We start from the raw sequence: 24,067 nt of genomic DNA, 5'->3' as shown, positions 1-24,067 counted from the left end.
CTCCGACCGCGGAGCGCAGGACCTGCCGATCCGCTGCACCGAGCGCCCGGCCGATGCCGACGTGGATCCCTCCGTCGGCACGGTCGGCGATTCCTGCGACAACGCGCTGGCCGAGAGCGTGATTGGCCTGTTCAAGACCGAGGTCATCAAGCAGCTCGGGCCATGGAAAAACCTCCAGCACGTCGAGTGGGAGACCATGCACTGGGTCGACCGGTACAGCACCGAACGCCTGCATGGCGCCATCGGCTGCATCCCCCCCGCCGAGGCCGAACTGCGCCACCTTGAACCACCCGAGACCATCGGTATGGTCGCCTGACCCGTTGAACGAAACGCCCTCCGGCAAACCCGGGGAGATTCAGGCTGACGCAACCGTGTCCTCGCCACTGCCTGAGATCGTTCCTCCTGATTTGCAGACCCCTCGCGCAGGTGCATGTCTCGTCTTGGTCTTCCCGGCCGGGCTGGTGTAGGATGACCAGGCTAGGGAAGGGAACACTAATGGCCAAGACGAAACCCAGGCTGACAGAACTCGATCCTGTCTGGAAACGCATCTGCGACGAGGCCGCGACGGCTGTGGCGGACGAGCCTCTGCTGGGCGGCCTGATGCATTCGAGCCTGTTGCATCATGGCGGGCTCGACGATGCGCTGGCCTACCGCTTCGCACTGAAACTGTCTTCAGGCGAGATGTCCGAGCAGTTGCTGCGAGAAATTGCCGCTGCCGCCTATGCCGCCGACCCTGGGTTGGGCAAGGCCGCACGCGCCGATATTGCGGCAGTCTACGATCGCGATCCTGCGTGCCACCGCTTCATCCAGCCGATCCTGTTCTTCAAGGGCTTTCAGGCGTTGCAGGCCTATCGCGTGGGCCACTGGCTCTGGCAGAACGGACGGCGCGACATGGCCTATTTCGTGCAGATGCGCGTTTCCGAAGCCTTCGGCGTCGACATCCATCCCGCCGCGCGGATGGGCAAGGGCATCATGATCGACCACGCCCATTCCATCGTGATCGGGGAAACCGCTGTGGTGGGCGACAATGTCTCGATGCTGCACTCGGTGACGCTGGGCGGCACCGGCAAGGACAAGGGCGACCGCCATCCCAAGATCGGCCATGGCGTGCTGATCGGGGCAGGGGCGAAGGTGCTGGGCAACATCACGGTCGGCTGCTGCTCGCGCATCGCGGCCGGGTCGGTGGTGTTGCAGGACGTGCCGCCGAAATCGACGGTTGCGGGCGTTCCGGCGAGGATCGTGGGCGAGGCGGGTTGCGAACAACCTTCGGTCACTATGGACCAGTTGCTCGGCGGTAAGGGCGTGTAGGACCGATCCGGGCGGGGTTCCCCGCCCGGCACCTCAGGCCAGCATCGCCATCGGGTTCTCCAAGTTGTCCTTGATCGTCTGGAGCAGCTCGGCCCCAAGCGCGCCGTCGATCACCCGATGATCGACGCTCAGTGTAACCGACATGACAGTGGCGGCTGCGATTTCGCCGCTCTCGGTGACGACGGGTCTGCGACCCCCCGCGCCAACGGCCAGAATCGCGCCATGCGGCGGGTTGATGACCGCGTCGAAACTGTCGATCCCGAACATTCCCAGATTGGAAATCGCGAAGCTGCCGCCCTGGTATTCGTGGGGGGCGAGCTTGCGGTCGCGGGCGCGGGCGGCAAGGTCCTTCATTTCCGCCGATAGCTGGCTGAGGCTCTTGACCTCGGCATCTCGCAGGACCGGCGTGAACAATCCGCCCTCGATGGCGACGGCCACCGCCACGTCGGACGGCTTCAGTCGCAGGATCCGGTCGCCAGCCCATATTGCGTTGGCCGCGGGCACCTGTTGCAGCGCCAGGGCGCAGGCCTTGATGATGAAATCGTTGACGCTGAGCTTGACGCCGCGCTTGTCCAGTTGCGCATTGAGTTGCGTGCGGAAGTCCAGCAGCGGGTCGAGCAGGATATCCCGGCGCAGGTAGAAATGCGGGATGGTCTGTTTGGCCTCGCTGAGCCGCGCGGCGATGGTCTTGCGCATCCCGTCGAGCGGGATTTCCTGATACTCTCGGTCGGCATAAAGCCGCGCGACCGCCGCCGCATCGGCCGCGGCGAGGAGGGGGGCAGGGGCGGCGGCGGCGGGTTCTGGCGCGGGGGTGGGCGAAGGCGCCGAGGCTTCGCCCGCGGGCGCGGCGCCGGGTTCGGCAGCCTCGACATCGGCCCTGACGATCCGCCCGCGGGGTCCGGTTCCCGCGATCTGCGCAAGCTCGATCCCCTTTTCCGCGGCGATCCTGCGGGCAAGCGGCGAGGCGAAAACGCGCCCGCCCGTGTCTGTCCCTTGCGCTGGGGGGGCGACCGGCGCGGGGCCCCCGCCGGAGGCCGCCTTGTCGGCCGCGTCGGCCGTTCCGGCCTCCGGGGCGCGTGGCGCCGGGGGCGCCTCCGCGGTCAGCGTGGTGGCGCTTTCGGTCTCGTCGAGCAGAAGGGCGATGGGGGTATTGACCTTGACGCCCTCGGTTCCGGCGGCCACGAGCAACTTGCCCACCCGGCCTTCATCGACGGCCTCGACCTCCATCGTGGCCTTGTCGGTCTCGATCTCGGCGATCAGATCGCCTGCCGCGACCCTGTCGCCTTCCTTGATGAGCCATTTCGCGAGCGTGCCCTCTTCCATCGTGGGCGACAGCGCGGGCATCAGGATTTCCGTGGGCATGGTGTTCCTCAGTTCCGAAGGACGGTGATCAAGATGTGAGGATTGTCACCAATCTCAATCTTGTAGGGATTGCCAGAGAGACGCCCGTCCAAGGAGCGCGCGCGCTGAATGGCCCCTTTTCGTCGATTAACATAACAGGCCGCCAATTCCTCGATATTCAAGAAGCGAGCCAATAGCGCTCGCCCAAAGGCCGCCACATCCTTCGTGCTCATTTGATGGCTTGGAACCGTTATCTCATCGACAAGTGACAAGCCGTCAAACAGTTGGACCCTCCATTGAGACGCCATGTGCACCCTCAGCGGTAACAGACCTGCTTCACGGCCTCGATGACCTCTTTCGTGGTCACCAGCGCGAGCTTTTCGAGGTTCGCGGCATAGGGCATCGGCACGTCCTTGCCGGTGCAGTTGATCACCGGCGCATCGAGCCAGTCGAAGGCCTGTTGCATCAGCACCGCCGAGATGTGGTTGCCGATCGAGCAGACCGGGAAGCCCTCTTCGATGGTGACGCAGCGATTGGTCTTCTTCACGCTTTCGATGACGGTCGCGGTGTCGATGGGGCGCAGGGTGCGCAGGTCGATCACTTCGGCCTCGATGCCTTCCTTCGCGAGCGCCTCGGCCGCTTCGAGCGCGTAGGTCATGCCGATGCCGAAGCTGACCAGCGTCACGTCCGAGCCTTCGCGCCAGATCCGGGCCTTGCCGAAGGGGATGGTGAAATCGTCCAGCTGCGGCACCTCGAAGGAGCGGCCGTAGAGGATTTCGTTTTCCAGGAAGATCACCGGGTTCGGGTCACGGATCGCGGTTTTCAAGAGGCCCTTGGCATCGGCTGCCGAATAGGGCTGGACGACCTTGAGGCCGGGAATGTGGGCATACCACGCGGCATAATCCTGGCTGTGCTGGGCGGCGACGCGGGCGGCCGCACCGTTCGGGCCGCGGAAGACGACGGGGCAGCCCATCTGCCCGCCCGACATGTAGAGCGTCTTGGCCGCCGAATTAACGATCTGGTCCATCGCCTGCATGGCGAAGTTGAAGGTCATGAACTCGACGATGGGGCGCAGGCCCCCGAATGCCGCGCCGACGGCGAGCCCGGCGAAACCATGCTCGGTGATCGGCGTGTCGATCACGCGGCGCGCGCCGAATTCGTCCAGAAGCCCCTGGCTGATCTTGTAGGCGCCCTGATACTCGGCGACCTCCTCGCCCATCAGGAACACCGTGCCGTCGCGGCGCATTTCCTCGGCCATGGCGTCGCGCAGCGCCTCGCGGACGGTTGTGGATTTCATCGGCGTGCCGGCGGGGATTTCCGGGGCCGGGGCGGGTGCCTTCGGCTGGGCCGGGGCGGCGGCCGGCGCGGGGCCCCCCTTGGGGGCCGCCTTGCCGACCGCGTCGGCCCGTCGGGCCTCGGGCACGGCGTCGGAGGTTTCGCCCTCGGCCAAGAGCAGCGCGATGGGGGTGTTGACCTTGACCCCGTCGGTGCCCGCCCGGATCAGGATCGCGCCGAGGATGCCGTCATCCACCGCCTCGAATTCCATCGTGGCCTTGTCGGTTTCGATCTCGGCGAGGATATCGCCCGCCGCGACCTTGTCGCCCTCCTTGACCAGCCATTTGGCCAGCGTGCCTTCTTCCATCGTGGGCGAGAGCGCGGGCATCAGGATTTCGGTTGCCATGTCGCTGTTCCCCCCTCAGCCATTCGCCGCTTCGGCATAGATATCGGTGAAAAGCTCGTCCACCGAAGGCTCGGGGCTTTCGCGGGCGAACTCAGCGGCGGCGTTGACGATGGCCTTGATCTCCTTGTCGATCTCCTTCAACTCGTCCTCGGTCGCGTGGGTGCCTTGCAGGATCAGCTCGCGCACATGCTCGATCGCGTCGCGTTCCTCGCGTATTTTCTGCACCTCCTCGCGCGAGCGGTATTTCGCCGGATCCGACATCGAGTGGCCGCGGTAGCGGTAGGTCATCACCTCGAGGATGTAGGGGCCCTTGCCCGCCCGGCAGTGGGCGACGGCCTTTTCGCCGGCCGCCTTGACCGCCAGCACGTCCATGCCGTCGACCTCCTCGCCCGCGATGCCGTAGGCGGCGCCCCGTTCCCAGAGATTGGGCGACCTGGTCGACCGCTTGACCGCGGTGCCCATGGCATACTGGTTGTTCTCGATCACGAAGATCACCGGCAGCTCCCAGAGCTGGGCCATGTTGTAGGTTTCATAGACCTGGCCCTGGTTCGCCGCGCCATCGCCGAAATAGGTAAACGTCACGCGCCCGTTGTCCAAATACTTGTCGGCAAAGGCCAGCCCCGCCCCGATCGGCACCTGTGCGCCGACGATCCCGTGGCCGCCGTAGAAATGACGCTCCTTCGAGAACATGTGCATCGAGCCGCCCTTGCCCCTGGAATAGCCGCCCGCGCGCCCGGTCAGTTCCGCCATCACCCCCTTGGGGTCCATCCCGCAGGCCAGCATGTGGCCATGATCGCGGTAGGAAGTGATGCGCTTGTCGCCCTCTTCTGCGGCGGCCTCAAGGCCGACCACCACCGCCTCCTGGCCGATATAGAGATGGCAGAACCCACCGATCAGGCCCATGCCATAGAGCTGGCCGGCCTTTTCCTCGAATCGGCGGATCAACAGCATCTCGCGGTAGAACTTCAGCAGTTCTTCGCGGGAAGTGTTTGATTGGGAAGTGGTTTTCGCGGTCGACTTGCGCGTTGCCATCGGGCGGCGCCTCCCTTGCGCGGCAAATGGTTTAACGTTGAACAAAATCCTAGCAGACCCGTGCGGGAAGGGCGAGCGGTTTTCCGCGCCCGCCCCGTGCCGATGGTCCTGCGCGGGCGTCATTGCAAGCGGTCTGCGGAAAAGCCTTGCGTCGGCGCTCAGCGGATCACGATCTCGTCGGCGCGGATCAGGCCGAGTACGACGCGCGCGCGTTCGTCCAGCAAGTCAAGATCCAGAAACCCGTCCGACAGCCGCCGCGTGCGGTTTTCCAGATCGGCAAGCTCCGCCTCCAGCACGGCCTTTTCGGCGTGCAGCCGCTCGGCATCGGCCTCTATCTGGATGCGGCGGAACAGCCCGTAATCGCCCTGCACGGCGGCAAAGGTGAAATAGGTCGCCAGCGTGGCCCCGACCCCTAGGAAGAGAAGCGCCCCCAATGCCGGGCGCCCGCGCTGACCGCTCATGTCACATGCCTCTGGTGCCGCCTCTCGCGGGCGGCCGAGGTCACTCTAACCCATCAGACTCGCTGAGGGAATCCCCCATGTTGCGGCAAAGCTCAACCTTCCAGCGCAGCCACGCCCGGCAGCGTCTTGCCTTCCATCCATTCGAGGAAGGCGCCGCCCGCGGTCGAGATATAGCTGAACGCCTCGGCCGCGCCCGCCCCGTTCAGCGCCGCAACCGTATCGCCGCCGCCCGCAACCGACACCAGCGCCCCGGCCTTTGTAAGTTCGGCCGCCTTCTGGGCCGCCGCATTGGTCGCCGCATCGAAGGGGTCGATCTCGAAGGCGCCCAGCGGGCCGTTCCAGATCAACGTCTTGCACTTGGCAAACACGTCCTCTATCCGCTTCACCGTCTCGGGGCCCGCATCCAGGATCATCGCATCCGCCGGGCAGGCATCGGCGGCCACCGTCTCGTTCTCGGCGCCCGCGCGGAACTCGCGCGCGCAGACCACATCGACCGGCAGCACGATCTCGCAGCCCGCCGCCTTGGCCTTGTCCAGAATGTCGCGCGCGGTGCCCGCCATGTCATGCTCGCAAAGCGACTTGCCCACGCCGACACCCTGGGCGGCAAGGAAGGTGTTGGCCATGCCGCCGCCGATCACCAGGTAATCGACCTTGGCCACCAGATTGCCCAGCAGGTCGAGCTTGGTCGATACCTTGGCGCCGCCGACCACGGCCACCACCGGCCGCTCGGGCGTTGCCAGCGCGCTTTCCAGCGCCTTCAACTCGGCCTCCATGTTGCGGCCCGCGCAGGAGGGCAGCAGCCGCGCGATCCCCTCGGTCGAGGCATGCGCCCGGTGCGCGGCGGAAAAGGCGTCGTTGACATAGACATCGCCCAGCGCGGCCAGCGCCGCGGCCAGTGCCGGATCGTTCTTTTCCTCGCCCGCATGGAAACGGGTATTCTCAAGCAGCAGGATATCGCCCTCGCTGAGTGCTGCGACCGCCTGCTTGGCGGGCAACCCGATGCAGTCCTCGGCAAAGATCACGCCGCGCCCGAAGGCCGCTTCCAGCGCGGGCAGCGTGACCTTCAGGCTCATCTCGGGCACGACCTCGCCCTTGGGGCGGCCGAAATGCGCCAGAAGCACCGGCTTGCCGCCCCTGGCAAGGATGTCCGTCACGGTCGGCACGATCCGCTCGATCCGGGTCGCGTCGGTCACGCGGCCATCCTCGACCGGCACGTTGATGTCCACGCGCACCAGCGCGACCTTCCCGGCAAGCTCCATGTCGTCGAGTGTCTTCCAGGCCATCCGTCGTCCTCCCGAGGCGTTCAGGTTGGCGCTAGATCGCCCGAACCGGGTGGCAAGGTCAATGCTCGGTTCCGCGAAGACCCTTTTCTTCGGCAAACCGTCGCACTAGGGTCCGCGGCGAATTCCCACGCAGCAGGAGGCGCAGATGGCCGAGATCAGGGACCCCGAGAATACCATCGTGATGGAACTGAAGGGCGGGCGCGTCGTCATCGAACTGTTGCCCGACGTGGCGCCGAAACATTGCGAGCGGATGAAGGAACTTGCCCGCGCGGGCGCCTATGACAACGTGGTGTTCCACCGCGTGATCGACGGCTTCATGGCGCAGACCGGCGATGTCGAGAACGGCAATGCCGAAAAGGATTTCAACCTGCGCCGGGCGGGCACCGGCGGGTCCGACCTGCCCGATCTGCCGGCCGAGTTCTCGAAACTGCCGCATGACCGCGGCACGCTGGGCGCGGCGCGCTCGTCCAACCCCAACTCGGCGAATTCGCAATTCTTCATCAACTTCACCGACAACCATTTCCTGAACGGGCAATACACCGTCTATGGCCGCGTCATCGAGGGGATGGAGCATGTCGATGCCATCACCCGCGGCGAGCCGCCCGCCAATCCCGACCGCATGCTCAGCGTCAAGGTGGCGGCCGATGCGTAACCTGATCTTTGCGCTGATGCTCGCCGCCGGTCCGGCGGCCGCCACCGGCCTTGAGATCGAGGTGGCGGGCGAGGGGGCGAATGGTCGGATCGTGGTCGACCTGTTCGAGGATGTTGCGCCGAACCATGTCGCGCGGATCACCGAACTGGCGGCGGCCGGGGCCTATGACGATGTGGTGTTCCACCGGGTCATCGACGGCTTCATGGCCCAGACCGGGGACGTCGAATTCGGCAAGCTGGGCGCAGACATGCGCCGCGTCGGCATGGGCGGGTCCGACCAGCCCAACCTCGCCGCCGAATTCTCGGACCGCGCGTTCGAACGCGGGGTGATCGGCATGGCGCGCGCCGCCGATCCCGACAGCGCGAATTCGCAGTTCTTCATCATGTTCGCGCCCGCGCCGCATCTGAACGGCAAATATACGGTGGTCGGCCAGGTGCGGTCGGGGATGGAGATCGTCGACGCGATCAAGCGCGGCACCGGACGCAACGGTGAGGTCACGGGCCAGCCCGACCGGATGGTGAAGGTCACCGTCACCGACTGATCCGGGACTGCGCAAAGGCAGCGGCCCGGGCCAGGGCCGCTACCGTCCGGCTGCCCGGCGCATCCAGCCAGCTTGCCCCCAGCGGCACCGCTGCCGCGCCCGTGCCCAGCTTGAACCGCGCCAGATCGGGCGCGGTTTCGGTGTCGAGCAACCCAAGCTCAAGCGCCGCAATGCCGCGCGCCTTGAGCGCGACGATCGCGCGCCACAACAGCAGCGTATGGGCATTTGCGGCACGCCCTTCGGGCGAACTCCAGCCCATGTGATAGCTTGCCCAGGGGCGGTGGATCAGGAACAGCATCCCCGCAATCGGCCTGTCCCCGGCCTGGGCGCTGACCCGCAGCGTCTCGCCAGCCTGCGCCCAGGCCAATGCATAGGCGGGCGGTAGGCGGCCATAGCGGCGTGCGCGCGCCTGCGCCGCTTCCTCGCGCAAGAGCCAATGGCCGGGATCGTCGGGCAGGGCCGTTTCGGCCACGGCCAGCCCCCCCGATTCGGCCCGCCGCAGCCGGTTGCGCCATTTCTGGTGCAGCCCCGCGCGCAGCGCGCAGATGTCGGGCGCCAGCGGCAGCCGCGCCACATGGCCCCCCGTCATCATGGAAAGCCACGGCCCGCCCGCCATCGGATCGGCCCCCGCCACCGGCTCGGGCGTCACGATCACCCCCCGATGCCCGGCCCGCAGTGTGGCGATCAACGCCGCAAGCGCGTCCCGCGCGGTTTCGGTCGGCAACCCGGGCGCAAGAACCGGCCCGCGCGAGACCAGCGCCACGCGCCCGACCAGCGGCCAGGCCCGGCTGAGCACCTGCGCGGTGGCCATCACCCGCCCGTCGTCACGCCATTCCAGCCAACGGACCGCGCGGCCCAGCGCGGTGCAGACCGCGCCATGGGTCGGATGCTGCTGCATCGGCAGGCCCGCGCCTTCGGGCGGGCGGGGCAGCTTGGCCTCGGTCCAGGCAATCGTCATGCCCCTGTTAACCATGAGACAAGCTAAGGCATGGTAAACGGCCCCATGGCCAGGCCCCGCAAGACCGTCATGGGCATCCATGCCCCGCCCCCCCGGCCCACCCGCGCCGGGGCGCTGTGGCTTGCGCTTGCGGTCACGCTGCCGCTGGCGGGCTTATGGGGGCTGTTCCAGGGTCTGTGCTGGCTGATCGGCTGAGCCGGATTGCTTCGGGTTTCGCCGTGCTTGCGCACGGCGACCCGTGCGGGGGGCGCTGCCCCCCGCGACCCCCCGGGGTATTTTGGCCAAGAAGAAGATGCGGCGGGCAAAGGTGCGGTTTATGCTCCGGCCGCCCTCAGCCTGCCAGCCGGATCAGCGCGTGGCGCTTCTTGCCGGCCGACAGCTTGATCGGCTCGGCTAGCATTGCCGCGTCGATCATCAGCCCGGCATCCGACAGCAACTCGTCATTCAGCCGCGCGCCGCCCTCGGCGATCAGCCGCTTGGCCTCCTTGCCCGATTTCGCCAGCCCCGCCCGGGTGATGAGCTGCACCACCGGGATACCCTCCGCGATCTCGGCGGCACTCAGCGCCAGCGTGGGCAGGTCCTCGCCCAGCCCGCCCTTCTCGAACACCTCGCGCGCGGTCGCCTCGGCGGCCTCGGCGGCCTCGGCCCCGTGGCAAAGGGTCGTCACCGCATTGGCCAGCACGATCTTGGCCGCGTTGATCTCGGCCCCTTCCAGCGCGCCCAGCCGGTTGCACTCGTCCAGCGGCAATTCGGTGTAAAGCCGCAGGAAGCGGCCCACATCGGCATCGGCGGTGTTGCGCCAGAACTGCCAGAACTCGTAAGGGCTGCGCATCTCGGCATTCAGCCAGACCGCGCCGCCCGCGCTCTTGCCCATCTTGGCGCCATCGGCCGTGGTCAGCAGCGGCGAGGTCAGCCCGTAGACCTCGTGATCGAGGATGCGCCGGGTCAGGTCGATCCCGTTGACGATATTGCCCCACTGGTCCGAGCCGCCCATCTGCAACCGGCAGCCATAGCGGCGGTTCAGTTCCAGGAAGTCATAGGCCTGAAGGATCATGTAGTTGAATTCGAGGAAGGACAGCGACTGCTCGCGATCCAGCCGCGATTTCACGGACTCGAAGGACAGCATCCGGTTGACCGAGAAATGCCGCCCGATATCGCGCAGGAAATCCAGGTAGTTCAGGCTGTCCAGCCATTCGGCATTGTTCAGCATCAGCGCGTCGGTCGGCCCCGCGCCATAGTCCAGATACTTGCCGAAGACCTGCTTCATGCCCGCGATATTGGCGTCGATCTGGTCGGGGCCCAGCAGCGGGCGTTCGTCCGAGCGGAACGAGGGATCGCCCACCTTGGTCGTGCCGCCCCCCATCAGCGTGATCGGCCTGTGGCCGGTCTTCTGCAACCAGCGCAGCATCATGATGTTCAGCAGATGCCCCACATGCAGCGAGGCCGCCGTCGCGTCATAACCGATATAGGCGGTGACCACCCCCTGGCTCAGCGCCTCGTCGAGGCCCTGATAATCGGTGCAGTCGGCCAGGTAGCCGCGCTCGATCATCACGCGCAGGAAGTCCGATTTCGGGTGATAGGTCATCGCCTCTTGTCCCTGGGGGTGGTTTTGGCCAGTGATATATCGGGCAGGCCGAAGAAGGGAAAGGCCATGTTGAAAACCGCGCCTGTGCGCGCCCTGGGCACGATGTCGGGCACCTCGCTCGACGGGGTGGATGCGGCCGTTGTCCTGACCGATGGCGTGGCGATCATGGGTTTCGGCGAGACCGCCTATCGCCCCTACACGCCCGGGGAGCGCGCCGTGCTGGCCGCAGCCTTGGGCCGCTGGCCGGATGATCCGGGGGTGGAGGAGGCGGTCGAACTGGTCGAGACCGCCCATGCCGAGGTGATGGCGCGGTTTTCGGATGTGGCGATCGCGGGCTTTCACGGCCAGACGCTGGCGCATGATCCGCGCGGGCGGGGCACGCATCAGGCGGGCTGTGGCCGCGTGCTGGCCGAGGTGCTGGGCCTGCCGGTGGTGTGGGATTTCCGGTCGGCCGATGTCCGGCTGGGCGGGCAGGGGGCGCCGCTGGCGCCGTTCTTCCACTTCGCCTGCGCGAAATGGATCGGCGCGCGGGCGCCCCTGGCCTTTGTCAATCTGGGCGGCGTGGGCAACCTGACCTGGGTCGATCCCCGGCTTGACCGGCCCGAGGCGCCCGGCGCGCTGCTGGCCTTCGACACCGGCCCCGCGAATGCGCCCATCGACGACCTGATGCGGGCGCGGCTTGGGCAGGATTGCGACCGCGACGGGGCGCTGGCCGCCACGGGCCAGGTGGATCAGCGCGTGATCGCCGCCTTCCTTGCCCACCCGCATTTCCGGCGGATGCCGCCCAAATCGCTGGACCGGAACGATTTCGCCACGCTCGGCGCGCAGGTGGCCGGGCTGTCCGACGCCGATGCGGCCGCGACGCTGACCGCCGCGGCCGCCGCCGCGGTCGCCGCCGGGCTGGATCATTGCCCCACGCGGCCCGACCGGCTGCTGGTCACCGGCGGCGGGCGGTCGAACCCGGCGATGATGGCCATGCTTGCCGCGCGCAGCGGCCTGCCGGTCGATCCGGTCGAGGCGGTCGGGCTGGATGGCGACATGCTCGAGGCACAGGCGTTTGCCTATCTCGCGGTGCGGGTGGCGCGCGGGTTGCCGACCACCTGTCCCGCGACCACGGGCGTCGCCGCGGCGGTGGGGGGCGGCATCGTCAGCCGTCCGCCGCGGGCGGCCTGAGCCTCAGCCCGCGGCGCCCGGAATGTCGAAGCCGGGCGGCGCCATCTCGAACCCGTCAAAGTTGAATCCCGGGCTGACCGTGCAGCCGACCAGCGTCCAGCCGCCCAGCGGGCGCGCCGCCTGCCAGTGATGGGCGGGCACCAGGACCTGCGGCCGCTCGCCCGCCGCAAGGTCGACACCCAGCCGATGCGCAACCGCCGGGCCGTCGGCGGATTCGGCGATCCGCAGTTCCAGCGGCGCGCCGACGTGGAAATGCCAGATCTCGGCGGCATCCACCCGGTGCCAGTGGCTGTGCCTCCCCTCGGCCAGAAGGTAATGGATCGCGGTGCCCACGGGCCGCGCGCCCTGCGCGGCCTCGGCGCGCCATGTCTCGCGATACCAGCCGCCTTCGGGATGGGGCTGCAATGCCAGAAGGGCGATGATCTGGTCAGCGGTCATCGGATCGGGCCTCGGGTCTGGATGGGCGGGGCAAGGCATCGGTTTTGATGGAATGATGCGCAAAACGACATGGTTCTGTCAAAGAAAGTGACATTTTTGATGCGATGATTGCTGCGTTGCAGAAAATTTTCGCGACCGGATTGCTGCGGCGCAGCATCTTCTGCATGGCGTGCTCGGACAGGCGGATGGCTCGACCCCGGTGCAAGGCGGGCCGGCGCAAAGGGACAAAGAGATGGAACCGGATTTCAACGAGATCGACCAGAAGGACGCGACCGAGGCCGCACCCCCCCTCAGCGCCGAGGATATCGCCTCGCGCATCCTGGGCTTCACCCGCTTCTGCGCGGGGCAGGCGGGCGAACGGCTGGAACAGGCCGCCCTCAGCCGCGGCTGGATCGACGAACAGGGCCGCCCGACCGCGGATGGCTGCGCGCTGATCGCCGCGCTGACCAGCCGGGACTGCGCCTACGGCGTCTACCGCCTGCCGGTCTGAAGCGGCCCGCATCGCGATCCCTCGCACAACCGTGACTGGTGCGACACATCCGCGCATCTGCGGCGCCCGTAACCGTTGCAGTCAAGGAGATCGCAGATGTCCAACGAAGAGATCGCAGGCCACATCGTCACCTTCGCCGTGCAATGCGGCAATGCAAGCGACCCGGCCGCAGCCGCCCGGGCGCGCGGCTGGATCGACGACCACGACCGCCCGACCAGCGAGGGCCGCGCCCTGATCGCCGCCCTCGGGCAGCAGTCCCGCTACGGGGCCTACCGCCTGATCGTCTGACCGGGCAAAATCCTCGCCCGGCGGGGCGGCCTTATCTCAGGATCGACCGGCCCGCATAGACGGCCGTCTCGCCCAGCATTTCCTCGATCCGGATCAACTGGTTGTACTTCGCCAGCCGGTCCGAGCGCGACAGCGAGCCGGTCTTGATCTGCCCGCAATTCGTCGCCACCGCCAGATCGGCGATGGTCGCATCCTCGGTCTCGCCAGAGCGGTGCGACATCACGTTGGTATAGCGCGCCCGATGCGCCATATCGACGGCGGCCAGCGTCTCGGTCAGCGTGCCGATCTGGTTGACCTTGACCAGCATCGCGTTCGCGACGCCCGAAGCGATCCCCTCGGCCAGCCGCACCGGGTTGGTCACGAACAGATCGTCGCCCACCAGCTGCACCTTGCCCCCCAGCGCCTCGGTCAGGAGCTTCCAGCCCTCCCAGTCATCCTCGGCGCAGCCATCCTCGATCGAGATGATCGGGTAATCGGCACAAAGCCCGGCCAGGTAATCGACATTCTCGGCGGCACTCAGCGACAGGCCCTCGCCGGACATTTCATACTTGCCGTCCCGGAAATACTCGGTCGAGGCGCAGTCGAGCGCGAGGAAGATATCCTCGCCCGCCGTATAGCCCGCCTTCTCGATGCTTTTCAGGATGAAATCCAGCGCCTCGCGGGTCGAGTTCAGCGCGGGCGCAAAGCCGCCCTCGTCGCCGATCCCCGTGTTGTGGCCCGCCGCCGAGAGTTCCTTCTTCAGCGTGTGGAACACTTCGGATCCCATCCGCACCGCGTCGCGGATATTGCCCGCGGACACGGGCATGATCATGAATTCCTGGATGTCGATCGGGTTGTCGGCATGTTCGCCGCCATTGATGATGTTCATCATCGGCACCGGCAACACCCGCGCCGAGGTGCCGCCGACATAGCGATACAGCGGCTGGCTGGTGAAATCCGCCGCGGCCTTGGCCACCGCCAGCGACACGCCCAGGATCGCGTTGGCACCCAGACGGGCCTTGTTCCCGGTCCCGTCCAGATCGATCATCGCGCCGTCGATGGCGACCTGTTCGGTCGCGTCCATCCCCACCAGTTCCTCGGCGATCTCGCCATTGACGGCGGCCACCGCCTCCAGCACGCCCTTGCCGAGGTAACGCCCCTTGTCGCCGTCGCGCCGTTCCACCGCCTCATGCGCGCCGGTGGACGCGCCCGAGGGCACCGCCGCCCGGCCCATCGTGCCGTCTTCGAGGATCACGTCCACCTCGACGGTGGGATTGCCCCGGCTGTCGAGGATCTCGCGGCCGATGATGTCGATGATGGTGCTCATGGGCGGGCGTCCTTCCCTTGCTGCGTCTGCACACTCGCGCGTCTTCTAGCGTCGGGCGCGGGCCTTGGAAAGGGCGCGTTCCCGCCACAGCGTGTAAAGCCCCGAACCGATGATGATCGCCGCGCCCCACAGCGTCGCCGCATCGGGCCGTTCGCCGAAGACCACGACCCCGATCCCAAGCGCAAAGACAAGGCGGGTATAGCGGAACGGCGTGACCACCGCGACCTCGCCCACCCGCATCGCCTCGACGATGGCGTAATAGCCCGCCACCCCCAGCACCAGCGCGCCCGCCATCAGCCCGGCAAGCGGGCCGTCCAGCGCGACCGGCCCCCGCTCCAGCGCCATCACCACCACCCCCAGCGGCACCAGCATCGCGAACCCGTAGGTCGAGAGTTGCAGCGAAGAGACCGTGCGCGGCGTCGCCCGCGTGGCCAGGTCGCGCAGCGCCAGCCCGAACACGCCAAGCACCGCGAAGAGCGAGGCGGGCTGGAACCCCTCCATCCCCGGCCGGATGATCAGCAGCACCCCGCCAAGACCCACCAGGATCGCGCTCCACCGCCGCCAGCCGACCTGCGCGCCCAGAAACAGCGCCGCCCCCAGCGTCACGACCAGCGGCGTCGCCTGAAGGATCGCCGACGCCGTCGAAAGCGGCGTCAGCGCGATGGCAAAGACGAAGCCCAGCGTGCCCGCGACCTCGCCCAGATTGCGCAGCAGGACCGGCCGGGTCAGCAGCGCGCGCGACCACAGCCGCTGACCCCGCGCCAGCGCCATCGCGGCGAAGATCACCGCGCCGCCCGCGCCCAGCATCGCAAGGATCTGGCCCACCGGCAGCGTGGCCGCGGCGCTTTTCACGAACATGTCTTCCAGCGCAAAGGCGGCCATCGCGGCCACCATCAGCGCGATGCCGCGCATGTTGTCCATCGGGGAATATCCGGTCGGGGGTGTCCGCCCCCGCTTACCCCGCGCAGGGGCCAGAGGGAAGGGGGCTCAGCCCTTGCGGACCGGCACGCCGTAAAGCTCCAGCCGGTGGCCCTTCAGCCGGTAGCCCAGCTTTTCCGCGATGCGCTCCTGCAAGGCTTCGATCTCGGGGTCGCAGAACTCGATCACCGCGCCGGTGTTCAGGTCGATCAGATGGTCGTGATGGTCGCGCTCGGCATCCTCGTAGCGCGCGCGCCCGTCGCCGAATTCCAGCCGCTCGATGATCCCCGATTCCTCGAACAGCTTGACCGTGCGATAGACCGTCGCCAGCGAGATGCGCGGATCGACATCGCTGGCGCGGGAATACAGTTCCTCGACATCCGGATGATCTTCGCTGGCCTCAAGCACCCGCGCCACCACCCGGCGCTGATCGGTCATGCGCAGGCCCCTGGCCTCGGCGCGGGTTTCGATGGTGTCGGTCATGGCGCCTCGTTTCCCATGATGGGCGATTTTCTAGGCGATTGCGCCCTGTCCCGCCAGAAGGAAAACGCCATGCGCGCGGCGGGCGGCCCGCGCCGTTCGCGCTCAGGTGCCGCAAAAGGTCCGGCGGACCTGTTCATGCGCGGCGGGCGGGGCGCGGAAATCGGCATGCTCCGGCTGGTCGTCGAAGGGCCGCGCGGTGATCGCGACCAGCCGCTCGAAGGGTGCGAAATCGCCCCCGACGGCCGCCGCGATGACCTGCTCGACCCGGTGATTGCGCGGGATATAGGCCGGGTTCGCCGCCCGCATCCGTTCGGTGGCGACCGTCTGCGTCACCCCCTCGCGCCCCAGCCGCGCGCGCCAGTCCGTGGCCCAGCCGTCGAAACCGTCTCGGTTCTTCAGCCCGGCCCCCGCCCGGCCCCCGGACAGGTCGCGGAACGTGTTGGTGAAATCCGCCCGCTCCGCCGCCATCAGGTCCAGCAGCCGATGGATCAGCTCGGCATCGCCATCCTCCGCCGTCGCAAGCCCGATCTTGGGGCGGAACACCGAAAGCCATTCCTCGCGGAAATGCGCCGGAAAGGCCCCGATCGCCTCGGTCGCCCGCGCAATCGCCCGCTCTTCGTCCGGGTCGATCAGCGGCAGCAGCGCCGAGGCCAGTTGTGCGAGGTTCCAGGCGGCAATATCGGCCTGCCGCGCATAGGCATAGCGGCCATGGGCGTCGATCGAGCTGAACACCGTGTCCGGGTGATAGCCCTCCATGAAGGCGCAGGGGCCATAGTCGATGGTCTCGCCCGAGATCGCGGTATTGTCGGTGTTCATCACGCCGTGGATGAACCCCACCCCCATCCACTGCGCCACCAGCCGGGCCTGCGCCGCGATCACCGCGCGCAACAGATCGAGCGGTCCGCCCGCTTGCGGGTAGTGCCGCGCGATGGCGTGGTCTGCCAGCAGGCGCAGCGCCTCGGTATCGCGGCGGGCGGCGAAGAACTGGAAGGTGCCGACGCGGATATGGCTGGCGGCCACGCGGGCCAGCACGGCGCCGGGCAGGATCGCCTCGCGGATCACGTCCTCGCCCGTCGTCACGGCGGCCAGCGCCCGCGTGGTCGGAATGCCCAGCGCATGCATCGCCTCGGACACGACATATTCGCGCAGCACCGGCCCCAGCCAGGCCCGCCCGTCGCCCATCCGCGAGAACGCCGTGCGCCCCGCGCCCTTGAGTTGCAGATCGAACCGCCGCCCGTCGGGGGCCACCACCTCGCCCAGAAGGATCGCCCGCCCGTCGCCCAGTTGCGGCACGAAGCCCCCGAACTGGTGCCCGGCATAGGCCTGCGCCAGCGGCTCGGTCCCCTCGGGCAGGCGGTTTCCGGCCAGCATCTCCACGCCTTCGGCGGCCAGCGCCCTGGCATCCAGGTCCAGCTCGGCCGCCAGCGGCGCGTTCAGCATAACCAGCCGCGGCGCGCGCACCGGGACGGGGGCCTGCCGCACGAAAAACCGGTCGGGCAGGCGGGCATAGGAATTGTCGAAGCGGATCGTCAGGGCCATGCGCTGAACATAGCGCAAGGCCGGGATTTTCCACTTGCCTCGTTCAGCACGGCGGCACCCGTCACAACCGCCCGAGCCGTTCCGTCAGCAGCGCAAAGAACCCGTCCGCGTCCAGATCGCCCATGAACATCGCGTTCGGCGCCCTGCCGGTCACGCCCCACCAGTCCGCCACCGTCATCCCGGCGGTGAAGCGCCCCTCGGTCTCGATCTCGACATTGACGTGACGGCCCGAGAACAGGTCGGGGCGCAGCAGAAAGGCCGTCACGCAGGGATCGTGCAGCGGCGCGCCGTCCGAGCCGTATTTCGCCTTGTCGAAGCGTTCGAAGAAATCGGTCATCTCGGCCACCGCGACGCCCACCCGCGTTCCAAGCCCCCGGAACGCCGCATTGCGCGCCTGCGTCACCAGCGCCTTGTGCGTCACGTCCAGCGGCATCACGGTCAGCGGCACGCCTGAACCGAACACGATTTCAGCAGCTTCGGGATCGACATGGATGTTGAACTCGGCCGCGGGGGTGATGTTGCCGACCTCGAAATAGGCGCCGCCCATCAGCACGATCTGCGCGATCCGCGGCACGATCTCGGGCGCGGCCTGCATCGCGGTCGCGATATTCGTCAGCGGCCCCAGCGGGCAGAGCGTCACGCTTTCCGCCGGTTCGCGGCGCAGCGTCTGGATGAGGAACTCGACCGCGTGGGCGTCCTGCAAGGGCATCAAGGGGTCGGGCAGAACCGGCCCGTCCAGCCCGGTCTTGCCATGGACATGCTCGGCCGTGACCAGCGCACGCTTCAGCGGCCGGTCGCAGCCGGCAAAGACCGGCACATCCGGACGCCCCGCCAGTTCGCAGACGATGCGCGCATTCTTCTGGGTCAGCGCCAGCGGCACATTGCCCGCAACCGCGGTGATCCCAAGGACGTCCAGCTCGTCCGGGCTGGCCAGCGCCAGCAGGATCGCCACGGCGTCGTCCTGGCCGGGATCGGTGTCGATGATGATCTTGCGCTGCATGGGGGTCTCCGGGGCCATCCGGGGCGGAGACTGGCGCGGGCACGCAGGGAAGTAAAGCGCCCGCGCCGCGGCCGCGGCCCCACCCGACAGGGGGGCCGCGGCGCTGGTTGACCGGGGTCAGCCGTCGAAATCGACCTCTTCCATCAGGCGCAGCGCCACCGGCCGAAGCTTGGCCAGATCCATCAGGTTCACCTCGTCGGGAGTGAATTCGCCCCAGCTTGCCACCAGCTCCGAGGGTTCCGTGCCGGGGCCGACGGGGTATTCGTTGACCACAGAGGCATAGATTTCCTGCGCCTGGGGCGAGGCGAGGAATTCCATGAATTTCAACGCCTCGTCCCGGTTCGGCGCCGCCTTGGTCATCGCCACGCCTGAGACGTTCACATGGGTGCCGCCATTCTCGAAGGCCGGGAACAGCACGTTGACCGCATTCGCCCAGTCCTTCTGTTCCGGGTCGGCGACCATCTGGCCCATGTAATAGGTGTTGCCGAGGCTGATGTCGCATTGCCCGGCCCAGATCGACTTGACCTGCGCACGGTCATTGCCCTCGGGCTTGCGGGCAAGGTTGGCCTTGACGCCTTCCAGCCATGTCCTGGCGGCCTCTTCGCCGTGGTGGTGGATCACCGCCGACAACAGGGCGAGGTTGTAGTCATGCGTGCCCGACCGGGTGCAGATCCGCCCCTTCCATTTCGGATCGGCCAGATCCTCGTAGGTGGTCACCTCGGACGGATCGACACGGTCCTTGGACGCATAGACGATCCGCGCCCGGGTGGTCACGCCGAACCAGTGGTTGTCGGGGTCGCGAAAGGCTTCGGGGATACCGGCGGCCAGCGCCTCGCTCTCGACGGGCTGCGTCACACCGGCGGCGACCGCCTCGGACAGCCGCGCGATATCGACGGTCAGGATGATGTCGGCCGGGCTGCGCGCGCCCTCGGCCTGAAGCCGTTCGACCAGACCCTTGTCCAGAAAGGCCACATTGGTCGCGATCCCGGTCTCGGCGGTAAAGGCGTCCAGCAGCGGCTGGATCAGTTCGGGCTGGCGGTAGGAATAGATGTTCACGTCGGCCTGGGCGGCCGGGGCCAGCGTGGCAGCGGCGACGCTGGCCATCAGGGCGGTGCGGAAAGTCATGGTATCTCCTGTCCTTTGGCGGATCCCGTGCTCCCGTTAAATCCGACAAAAAATGTCAGGTCAATACATGATTGTTTCTGTCGGATAACAGGGCCGCCCGCCGCTCAGGACGCCCGCTCGGCCGCCTTCGCCGCCTCCCACAGCGCATCCATTTCGGCCAGATCCGAGTCCTCGGGCCGCTTGCCCCTTTCCCGAAGTGCGGCCTCCACCGCAGTGAAGCGGCGTGTGAATTTCGCATTCGTCGCGCGCAGCGCCTCCTCGGGGTCGAGGTTCAGGTGACGCGCCAGATTGGCGATGGCGAACAGCATGTCGCCGAATTCCTCGAACACCTCGGCCTCGGTCATGCTCGCCCGCGCCTCGGCCAGTTCGTGGGCCTCCTCGACGATCTTGTCGACGACCTGCCCGATCTCGGGCCAGTCGAATCCCACCCGTGCCGCGCGCTTCTGCAACTTGACCGCGCGGGTCAGCGCGGGCAGGGCCAGCGCCACATCGTCCAGCACCCCATGCGCAGCCTTCTTCGCGCGCTCGGCCGCCTTGATCGCCTCCCAGTCGCGGGTCTGCTGTTCGGCCGACTTCTCGCGGCTTTCCTCGCCGAAGACATGCGGATGGCGCGCCACCATCTTGTCGGCGATCGCATTGGCCACGGACTCGAAGTCGAACAGCCCGGCCTCGGCCCCCATCTGGGTGTGATAGACGGTCTGCAACAGCAGATCGCCCAGTTCGCCCTCCAGCTCGCCCCATGCCTCGCGGGCGATGGCGTCGGCGACCTCATAGGCCTCTTCGATCGTGTAGGGCGCGATGGACGCGAAATCCTGCTCGATATCCCAGGGACAGCCCGTTTCGGGGTCGCGCAACCGGCGCATGATCTCGATCAGCCGGGGCATGCCGCCCTGCGGGTCATGCACAAGGGCGTCGGATTCTTCGGGGCTCATCGGCAATCTCCGGCTGGGGGCGTGCGCAGGGAGTTGGGCAAATGCGCGCCCGGATGTAAAGGCAGGGCTGGCAAGGGGCGCGCAGGGCAGTATCGTGGCCCCCGAACGGAGGCGACATGGCACTCGAAGACGCGAAACGGCAGGTGGACACCGCGATCACGCGGCCGGGGCACCGGGGGCTCTCCTATGAAAACGCCTTTGGCGGCGTGACCTCGTTCCTGCGGCGCACGCTGACCAAGGATCTGACGGGCGTCGATCTGGCGGTGACCGGCATCCCCTTCGATCAGGCGGTGACCAACCGGCCCGGCACCCGGCTGGGGCCGCGCGCGATCCGCGAGGCCAGCGCGCTTCAGGCCTGCGACGCGCCCTATGGCTGGGGCTTCAACCCGCTGGAGGCGTTCGATATCGTCGATTACGGCGATCTGGCCTTCGACTACGCGACCGTCTCCGAGTTTCCCGCCGTGCTTCAGGCCCATATTGCTTGCATCCTCGACGCCGGTGCGGCTTGCATCGCGCTGGGCGGCGATCATTCGATCTCGCTGCCGATCCTGCGCGCGCATGCCGCCCGCCACGGTCCGCTGGCGCTGGTCCAGTTCGACGCCCATTCCGACACCTGGGAGGATGGCGGCCCGCAGCGGATCGACCATGGCACGATGTTCCGCAAGGCGGTGCGCGAGGGGCTGATCGACCCCGCGCGGTCGGTGCAGGTGGGCATCCGCACCGACAATCCCGACCCGATGGGAATCACGGTTCTGGATGCGCCCTTCGTCCATGAAAACGGCCCGGCCGCGACGGTCGCCCGCATCCGTCAGGTGGTGGGGGACGCGCCCGCCTATGTCAGCTTCGACATCGACGCGCTGGACCCGGCCTTCGCGCCCGGCACCGGCACGCCGGTCTGGGGCGGGCTGACGAGTGCGCAGGCCGCGGCGATGCTGCGCGGGCTCGCGGGCCTGAACATGGTCGGCGGCGACGTGGTCGAGGTCTCGCCGCCCTTCGATCCCTCGGGCATCACCGCGGTCGCAGGCGCCCATGTGGCGGTCGAACTGATCTGCCTCTGGGCCTGGAACAGACGTCAAGACAACGGAGCAGGCCAATGAAAATCCTCATCTATCTCGTCGTTGCCCTTCTGCTGGCCTCGGCCGCGGGCGCGGTCTATTTCCGCAAGGTGGCGGACGATCCGGCCGTCTGGCATGTCGATCCGCTGACGGCCGAGAAACCGGGCACCCCCAACGCGATCCTCGTCCGCCCCGAAACCGGCGACCGCACCGCCCCCGCCTATGCCGTCAGCCCCGAGGACCTGGCCCGCGCGATCGACGAGATGGCCCTGGCCGAGCCGAACACCAGCCGCATCGCGGGCAGCCCCGAGGAGCTGTGGATGACCTATGTCCAGCGTTCGCGGATCATGGGCTTTCCCGACTACATCTCGATCCGGGCCCTGCCGAAGGACGATGGCGCGACCTGGGCGGCGTTCTCGCGCTCGCGTTTCGGGCAGTCCGATCTGGGCGTGAACGCGGCGCGGCTCGCCCGCTGGCAAGAGCAGTTGCGCGCCCGGCTCGGGTCTTGACCGCGCCCCGGCTTCGGGCGACAGAGCGGCATGGTTCCCCGCGACAAACTCGACCAGATCACCCGCCGCTTCGAATTCCTCGAAGCCCGACTCGCAGAAGGTGCGGGGGGTGACTTCGCGCAGGTGGGCCGCGAATATGCCGAGCTGAAGCCGGTGGCCGAGCAGATCGCCGTCTATCGCCACCTGCTGGAAGAGATCGCCCAGGCCGAGGCCATGCTGACCGACCCCGAGATGCGCGCGCTGGCCGAGGACGAATTGCCCATGCTGCGCGCCCGCCTGCCCGACATGGAACAGGCCCTGCGCCTCGCGCTGTTGCCGAAGGACGCCGCCGACGCCCGCCCCGCCATCGTCGAGATCCGCCCCGGAACGGGGGGCGAGGAAGCGGCGCTGTTCGCCGGTGACCTGCTGCGGATGTATCAGCGTTACGCCGAGGCGAAGGGCTGGAAATTCACCATCCTCGAGGAATCCCAGACCGAACTGGGCGGTATCCGCGAAGTCGTGGCCAATGTGCAGGGCGAGGGGGTCTTTGCCCGGCTGAAATACGAATCGGGCGTTCACCGCGTCCAGCGCGTGCCCGAGACGGAATCTGGCGGGCGCATCCATACTTCGGCCGCCACCGTCGCCGTCCTGCCCGAGGCCGAGGAGGTCGATATCGACATTCCCGCCACCGATATCCGCATCGACACGATGCGCGCCAGCGGGGCAGGGGGCCAGCATGTCAACACCACCGATTCCGCCGTGCGGATCACCCATATCCCCACCGGGATCGTGGTCACGTCGTCCGAAAAGTCCCAGCACCAGAACCGCGCCATCGCCATGGCGGTGCTGCGCGCGCGGCTTTACGACATGGAACGCCAGAAGGCCGCCGACGAACGCGCCGCGACGCGGAAATCGCAGGTCGGCTCGGGCGACCGGTCCGAGCGCATCCGCACCTACAACTTCCCGCAGGGCCGGATGACCGATCATCGGATCAACCTGACGCTCTACCGGCTGGACCAGATCATGGCGGGCGATCTGGACGAGGTGATCGACGCGCTGATCGCCGACGACCAGGCCAGCCTGCTGGCCGAGATGGAGGGATGACCGCGCAGCAGGCCCTGGCCGCGGCCGTCCGGGCGCTGAGCGAGGTCGGCATCCCCGATGCCCCCCGCGACGCCCGCCGCCTGCTGGCGCATGCGCTGGGGATCGCGCCGGGGCGGTTGACGCTGGTGCTGCCCGACCCGCTGCCGCCCGAGGCCGCCGCCCGGTTCGAGGCCGCAATCGCGCGCCGCGCCGCCCGCGAACCCGTCTCGCATATCACCGGCACCCGCGCCTTCTATGGCCGCGATTTCCGGGTCTGCCCCGACGTGCTCGACCCCCGCCCCGAAACCGAAACGCTGATCGCCGCGGCGCTGGCCGCGCCCTTTGGCCGCGTGCTCGACCTTGGCACCGGCTCGGGTTGCATATTGCTGACCCTGCTGGCCGAGCGCCCCGATTCCAAAGGTATCGGAGCAGACATTTCCGAACCCGCCCTCGCGGTCGCGCGCGACAATGCCCGGGCGCTGGGCATCGAACGCGCCGCGTTCCTGCAGGCCGACTGGTTCCGGGGCATTTGCGGGCGGTTCGACCTGATCGTGTCGAACCCGCCCTATATCGCGGCCTCGGAAATGCCCGGCCTCGCCCCTGAACTGGCCCATGAACCCCGCACTGCCCTGACCGACGAGGGCGACGGGCTTTCGGCCTATCGCGCCATTGCCCGCGGCGCCGTGGCGCATCTGGACCCGGGCGGGCGGCTGATCGTCGAGATCGGACCGACCCAGGGCGCGGTGGTTTGTGCCCTGCTGCGCGCGGCGGGGCTTGAAATCGTCGCGATCCATGCCGATCTCGATGGTCGTGACCGTGCGGTCGAGGCCCGCGCCGCGGCACCGGGGGCGTGACGGAACAGACGTTGCGTGCCGCGCGCATTCCTCGCCAAAACGCCGCGTTTTGT

The 24,067-nt window shown here is 67.9% G+C and carries 28 protein-coding genes; 12 read left to right on the top strand and 16 right to left on the bottom strand.

Annotation, left to right across the window (positions count from 1 at the left end):
• Together EV216_RS07380 and cysE are read left to right on the top strand one after the other, a co-directional pair.
• The coding region (locus tag EV216_RS07380; RefSeq protein ID WP_165899183.1) for an integrase core domain-containing protein at window positions 1–316 on the top strand (316 nt) is incomplete at its 5' end.
• Window positions 317–495: 179 nt separating this feature from the next.
• The gene (gene cysE, locus EV216_RS07375; RefSeq protein ID WP_132694415.1) at window positions 496–1,308 is read left to right on the top strand and encodes a serine O-acetyltransferase; all 813 of its coding nucleotides are present in this window, start codon (window positions 496–498) and stop codon (window positions 1,306–1,308) included.
• A gap of 33 nt (window positions 1,309–1,341) precedes the next feature.
• Here the strand turns inward: cysE and EV216_RS07370 are convergent, their stop codons facing one another.
• From EV216_RS07370 to EV216_RS07350, 5 genes are all read right to left on the bottom strand, one after another.
• Complete coding sequence (locus EV216_RS07370; RefSeq protein WP_132694414.1) at window positions 1,342–2,670, bottom strand: pyruvate dehydrogenase complex dihydrolipoamide acetyltransferase; 1,329 nt, start codon at window positions 2,668–2,670, stop codon at window positions 1,342–1,344.
• A 295-nt stretch (window positions 2,671–2,965) separates the two neighbouring features.
• The gene (locus tag EV216_RS07365; RefSeq protein WP_132694413.1) at window positions 2,966–4,330 is read right to left on the bottom strand and encodes a pyruvate dehydrogenase complex E1 component subunit beta; all 1,365 of its coding nucleotides are present in this window, start codon (window positions 4,328–4,330) and stop codon (window positions 2,966–2,968) included.
• A gap of 15 nt (window positions 4,331–4,345) precedes the next feature.
• On the bottom strand, window positions 4,346–5,362 hold the full coding sequence (gene pdhA / locus EV216_RS07360; RefSeq protein WP_132694412.1) for a pyruvate dehydrogenase (acetyl-transferring) E1 component subunit alpha: 1,017 nt from the start codon (window positions 5,360–5,362) through the stop codon (window positions 4,346–4,348).
• A 158-nt stretch (window positions 5,363–5,520) separates the two neighbouring features.
• Window positions 5,521–5,823 (bottom strand): FtsB family cell division protein, encoded by a 303-nt coding sequence (locus EV216_RS07355; RefSeq protein ID WP_132694411.1) that lies wholly within the window; start codon window positions 5,821–5,823, stop codon window positions 5,521–5,523.
• Window positions 5,824–5,915: 92 nt separating this feature from the next.
• Window positions 5,916–7,106, bottom strand: coding sequence for a phosphoglycerate kinase (locus EV216_RS07350; protein WP_132694410.1), 1,191 nt, complete (start codon window positions 7,104–7,106; stop codon window positions 5,916–5,918).
• Window positions 7,107–7,251: 145 nt separating this feature from the next.
• Between EV216_RS07350 and EV216_RS07345 the strand changes: the two genes are divergently transcribed.
• Together EV216_RS07345 and EV216_RS07340 are read left to right on the top strand one after the other, a co-directional pair.
• Complete coding sequence (locus EV216_RS07345; protein ID WP_132694409.1) at window positions 7,252–7,758, top strand: peptidylprolyl isomerase; 507 nt, start codon at window positions 7,252–7,254, stop codon at window positions 7,756–7,758.
• Window positions 7,751–8,299, top strand: coding sequence for a peptidylprolyl isomerase (locus EV216_RS07340; protein ID WP_132694408.1), 549 nt, complete (start codon window positions 7,751–7,753; stop codon window positions 8,297–8,299). The genes EV216_RS07345 and EV216_RS07340 overlap by 8 nt, the downstream gene beginning before the upstream one ends.
• Here the strand turns inward: EV216_RS07340 and EV216_RS07335 are convergent.
• Window positions 8,289–9,257, bottom strand: coding sequence for a GNAT family N-acetyltransferase (locus EV216_RS07335; RefSeq protein ID WP_243642007.1), 969 nt, complete (start codon window positions 9,255–9,257; stop codon window positions 8,289–8,291). The genes EV216_RS07340 and EV216_RS07335 overlap by 11 nt on opposite strands.
• Window positions 9,258–9,302: 45 nt before the next feature.
• On the opposite strand from EV216_RS07335, the gene EV216_RS18195 reads away from it, so the two are divergent.
• Window positions 9,303–9,452: a hypothetical protein gene (locus tag EV216_RS18195; protein ID WP_165899182.1), complete on the top strand. Its 150-nt coding sequence runs from the start codon at window positions 9,303–9,305 to the stop codon at window positions 9,450–9,452.
• A gap of 136 nt (window positions 9,453–9,588) precedes the next feature.
• On the opposite strand, the gene tyrS is transcribed toward EV216_RS18195, so the two are convergent.
• Complete coding sequence (tyrS, locus tag EV216_RS07330) at window positions 9,589–10,842, bottom strand: tyrosine--tRNA ligase (RefSeq protein WP_132694407.1); 1,254 nt, start codon at window positions 10,840–10,842, stop codon at window positions 9,589–9,591.
• A 66-nt stretch (window positions 10,843–10,908) separates the two neighbouring features.
• Between tyrS and EV216_RS07325 the strand changes: the two genes are divergently transcribed.
• Window positions 10,909–12,015: an anhydro-N-acetylmuramic acid kinase gene (locus tag EV216_RS07325; protein WP_132694406.1), complete on the top strand. Its 1,107-nt coding sequence runs from the start codon at window positions 10,909–10,911 to the stop codon at window positions 12,013–12,015.
• A gap of 3 nt (window positions 12,016–12,018) precedes the next feature.
• On the opposite strand, the gene EV216_RS07320 is transcribed toward EV216_RS07325, so the two are convergent.
• Entirely contained in the window at window positions 12,019–12,453 is a 435-nt protein-coding gene (locus EV216_RS07320) for a cupin domain-containing protein (protein ID WP_132694405.1), read from the bottom strand.
• Entirely contained in the window at window positions 12,443–12,619 is a 177-nt protein-coding gene (locus EV216_RS18190) for a hypothetical protein (RefSeq protein ID WP_165899181.1), read from the bottom strand. The genes EV216_RS07320 and EV216_RS18190 overlap by 11 nt, the downstream gene beginning before the upstream one ends.
• A gap of 66 nt (window positions 12,620–12,685) precedes the next feature.
• On the opposite strand from EV216_RS18190, the gene EV216_RS07315 reads away from it, so the two are divergent.
• The gene (locus EV216_RS07315) at window positions 12,686–12,943 is read left to right on the top strand and encodes a hypothetical protein (RefSeq protein WP_132694404.1); all 258 of its coding nucleotides are present in this window, start codon (window positions 12,686–12,688) and stop codon (window positions 12,941–12,943) included.
• Between the two features lie 96 nt (window positions 12,944–13,039).
• Window positions 13,040–13,231, top strand: coding sequence for a hypothetical protein (locus EV216_RS07310; RefSeq protein ID WP_132694403.1), 192 nt, complete (start codon window positions 13,040–13,042; stop codon window positions 13,229–13,231).
• Window positions 13,232–13,262: 31 nt separating this feature from the next.
• Here EV216_RS07310 and eno read toward each other — a convergent pair whose 3' ends face one another.
• From eno to mazG, 7 genes are all read right to left on the bottom strand, one after another.
• The gene (gene eno, locus EV216_RS07305) at window positions 13,263–14,537 is read right to left on the bottom strand and encodes a phosphopyruvate hydratase (protein ID WP_132694402.1); all 1,275 of its coding nucleotides are present in this window, start codon (window positions 14,535–14,537) and stop codon (window positions 13,263–13,265) included.
• A gap of 45 nt (window positions 14,538–14,582) precedes the next feature.
• Window positions 14,583–15,458, bottom strand: a complete 876-nt coding sequence (locus EV216_RS07300) for a DMT family transporter (protein ID WP_132694401.1) — start codon at window positions 15,456–15,458, stop codon at window positions 14,583–14,585.
• Window positions 15,459–15,524: 66 nt separating this feature from the next.
• A complete protein-coding gene (locus EV216_RS07295; RefSeq protein WP_132694400.1) occupies window positions 15,525–15,938 on the bottom strand; it encodes a Fur family transcriptional regulator in 414 nt (137 codons plus the stop codon).
• Window positions 15,939–16,040: 102 nt separating this feature from the next.
• A complete protein-coding gene (locus tag EV216_RS07290; RefSeq protein ID WP_132694399.1) occupies window positions 16,041–17,477 on the bottom strand; it encodes a protein adenylyltransferase SelO in 1,437 nt (478 codons plus the stop codon).
• A 61-nt stretch (window positions 17,478–17,538) separates the two neighbouring features.
• A complete protein-coding gene (locus tag EV216_RS07285) occupies window positions 17,539–18,477 on the bottom strand; it encodes a nucleoside hydrolase (protein ID WP_132694398.1) in 939 nt (312 codons plus the stop codon).
• Between the two features lie 117 nt (window positions 18,478–18,594).
• On the bottom strand, window positions 18,595–19,581 hold the full coding sequence (locus tag EV216_RS07280; RefSeq protein ID WP_243642009.1) for a Fe(3+) ABC transporter substrate-binding protein: 987 nt from the start codon (window positions 19,579–19,581) through the stop codon (window positions 18,595–18,597).
• 125 nt (window positions 19,582–19,706) lie between these two features.
• Window positions 19,707–20,534 carry a nucleoside triphosphate pyrophosphohydrolase gene (gene mazG / locus EV216_RS07275; protein WP_132694396.1) on the bottom strand — a complete coding sequence of 276 codons (828 nt, stop codon included), beginning with the start codon at window positions 20,532–20,534 and terminating at the stop codon, window positions 19,707–19,709.
• A gap of 116 nt (window positions 20,535–20,650) precedes the next feature.
• On the opposite strand from mazG, the gene speB reads away from it, so the two are divergent.
• The 4 genes from speB to prmC are packed head-to-tail and all read left to right on the top strand — an operon-like array spanning window position 20,651 to window position 24,014.
• Complete coding sequence (speB, locus tag EV216_RS07270; RefSeq protein WP_132694395.1) at window positions 20,651–21,631, top strand: agmatinase; 981 nt, start codon at window positions 20,651–20,653, stop codon at window positions 21,629–21,631.
• Window positions 21,628–22,098, top strand: coding sequence for a DUF1499 domain-containing protein (locus EV216_RS07265; protein ID WP_132694394.1), 471 nt, complete (start codon window positions 21,628–21,630; stop codon window positions 22,096–22,098). Before speB ends, EV216_RS07265 begins: the two co-directional genes overlap by 4 nt.
• A gap of 30 nt (window positions 22,099–22,128) precedes the next feature.
• Window positions 22,129–23,181, top strand: a complete 1,053-nt coding sequence (prfA, locus tag EV216_RS07260; protein WP_132694393.1) for a peptide chain release factor 1 — start codon at window positions 22,129–22,131, stop codon at window positions 23,179–23,181.
• Entirely contained in the window at window positions 23,178–24,014 is an 837-nt protein-coding gene (gene prmC, locus EV216_RS07255; protein ID WP_132694392.1) for a peptide chain release factor N(5)-glutamine methyltransferase, read from the top strand. The genes prfA and prmC overlap by 4 nt, the downstream gene beginning before the upstream one ends.
• The last annotated feature ends 53 nt before the right edge of the window (window positions 24,015–24,067 follow it).

Origin of the sequence: Rhodovulum steppense, from assembly GCF_004339675.1 — a bacterium.
Taxonomy (GTDB): Bacteria; Pseudomonadota; Alphaproteobacteria; order Rhodobacterales; family Rhodobacteraceae; genus Rhodovulum; species Rhodovulum steppense.
This window is presented reverse-complemented; position numbering and strand designations above follow the sequence as displayed.